This window comes from Atribacter sp., from assembly GCF_035418125.1.
Lineage (GTDB): Bacteria > Atribacterota > Atribacteria > Atribacterales > Atribacteraceae > Atribacter > Atribacter allofermentans.
The window spans coordinates 1-1,315 of record NZ_DAOLQM010000106.1; the positions used below are offsets into that span (position 1 = coordinate 1).

The 1,315-nt window shown below is 39.5% G+C and carries 3 protein-coding genes; all 3 read right to left on the minus strand.

Annotated elements, in window-relative coordinates; all coding sequences use genetic code 11:
• Nucleotides 1–93 precede the first annotated feature (93 nt).
• From rpsH to rplE, 3 genes are read right to left on the minus strand one after another with little or no spacing between them, the layout of a single operon-like run.
• The gene (rpsH, locus tag PLK24_RS06495; protein ID WP_324477446.1) at nucleotides 94–495 is read right to left on the minus strand and encodes a 30S ribosomal protein S8; all 402 of its coding nucleotides are present in this window, start codon (nucleotides 493–495) and stop codon (nucleotides 94–96) included.
• Nucleotides 496–510: 15 nt separating this feature from the next.
• The gene (locus PLK24_RS06500) at nucleotides 511–696 is read right to left on the minus strand and encodes a type Z 30S ribosomal protein S14 (protein WP_218111855.1); all 186 of its coding nucleotides are present in this window, start codon (nucleotides 694–696) and stop codon (nucleotides 511–513) included.
• Between the two features lie 14 nt (nucleotides 697–710).
• Entirely contained in the window at nucleotides 711–1,250 is a 540-nt protein-coding gene (gene rplE, locus PLK24_RS06505; protein WP_324477448.1) for a 50S ribosomal protein L5, read from the minus strand.
• Nucleotides 1,251–1,315 lie beyond the last annotated feature (65 nt).

Sequence of the window (1,315 nt, forward strand, 5' to 3'; positions counted from 1 at the left end):
ACCCGAACGGATAGACCGTCGATCTCAATATTGACTCCCGAAGGAACAACGATCGCTTTTTTCCCTATGCGTGACATATCATGGATCCCCTTTCTACCATATATAACAGATGACCTCTCCGCCAACTCCTGATTTTTTTGCGGTTTTTCCAGTCATAATTCCCTGTGAGGTCGATACGATTACCGTTCCCATCCCACCCAAGAGAACGGGTATTTCATCTTTTCCTGCATAAATCCGTAAACCTGGTTTACTGATTCTTTTTAAACCATTGATAATTCGCTCTTTTTTCATTCCATATTTCAGATCAATTATCATATCACTTAACTTATTCTCACGAGCTACTATTTTATAGTTTTGTATATATCCTTCTTCTTTTAAAATGCGGGCTAATTCTCCTTTTAGCTTCGAATAAGGTATCACCACAGAATTTTCTCGCGCCTTTAGAGAATTCCGTATACGGGTAAGCATATCAGCAATAGGATCAGTATGTGCCATTTTATTTATTCCTTCCTACCAACTCGATTTGGTAACACCGGGTATTTCTCCCTTATTAGCCAGGGACCGGAAACAGATTCGACACATGCCAAAATCCCGTAAATATCCTCGGGACCGGCCACACAAGGCGCAACGATTTCGGTATCGATTTTTATATTTTAATTGTTGTTGGTTTCGAACAATTTTGGCCTTTCGAGCCATTCAGTTTTCCTCCTTTACTTTCGAAAAGGTAATCCCAAAACTTCAAGAAGTGCTTTGGCTTCTTCATCGGTTTTGGCAGTTGTAACAAAAGTAATATTCATACCTCTCACTCTTTCAACTTTATCATAATTTATTTCGGGAAAAATGAGTTGTTCTCGAATCCCAATAGTACAACTCCCCCTACCGTCAAAACACCCATCAGGAAATCCTCGAAAGTCTCTTATTCTTGCAATTGAGATATTGAGGAAACGGTCCAAAAACTCAAACATCCGTTGACCCCGAAGGGTAACCTTACATCCAATTGGATTTCCTTTTCGCAATTTAAAGTTAGAAATCGATTTTTTCGCTCGGGTAATAACCGGCCTTTGTCCGGTTATGGCAGTCAATTCATCAACAGCGAGATCAAGGAAATGTTGGTTTTGAGTAGCATCTCCTATTCCTTCATTAATTACTATCTTGATCATTTTTGGTATTTCCATTACGTTTCCATACCCAAACCGCTTCATAAGGACCGGTATGACTTCATTAGCGTATTTTTCCTTGGTAACTGACACTCCCAAAATCCTCCTTATACCTTGTCAATAATTTCACTGCATTTTTTGCAGATACGTACCCGGTA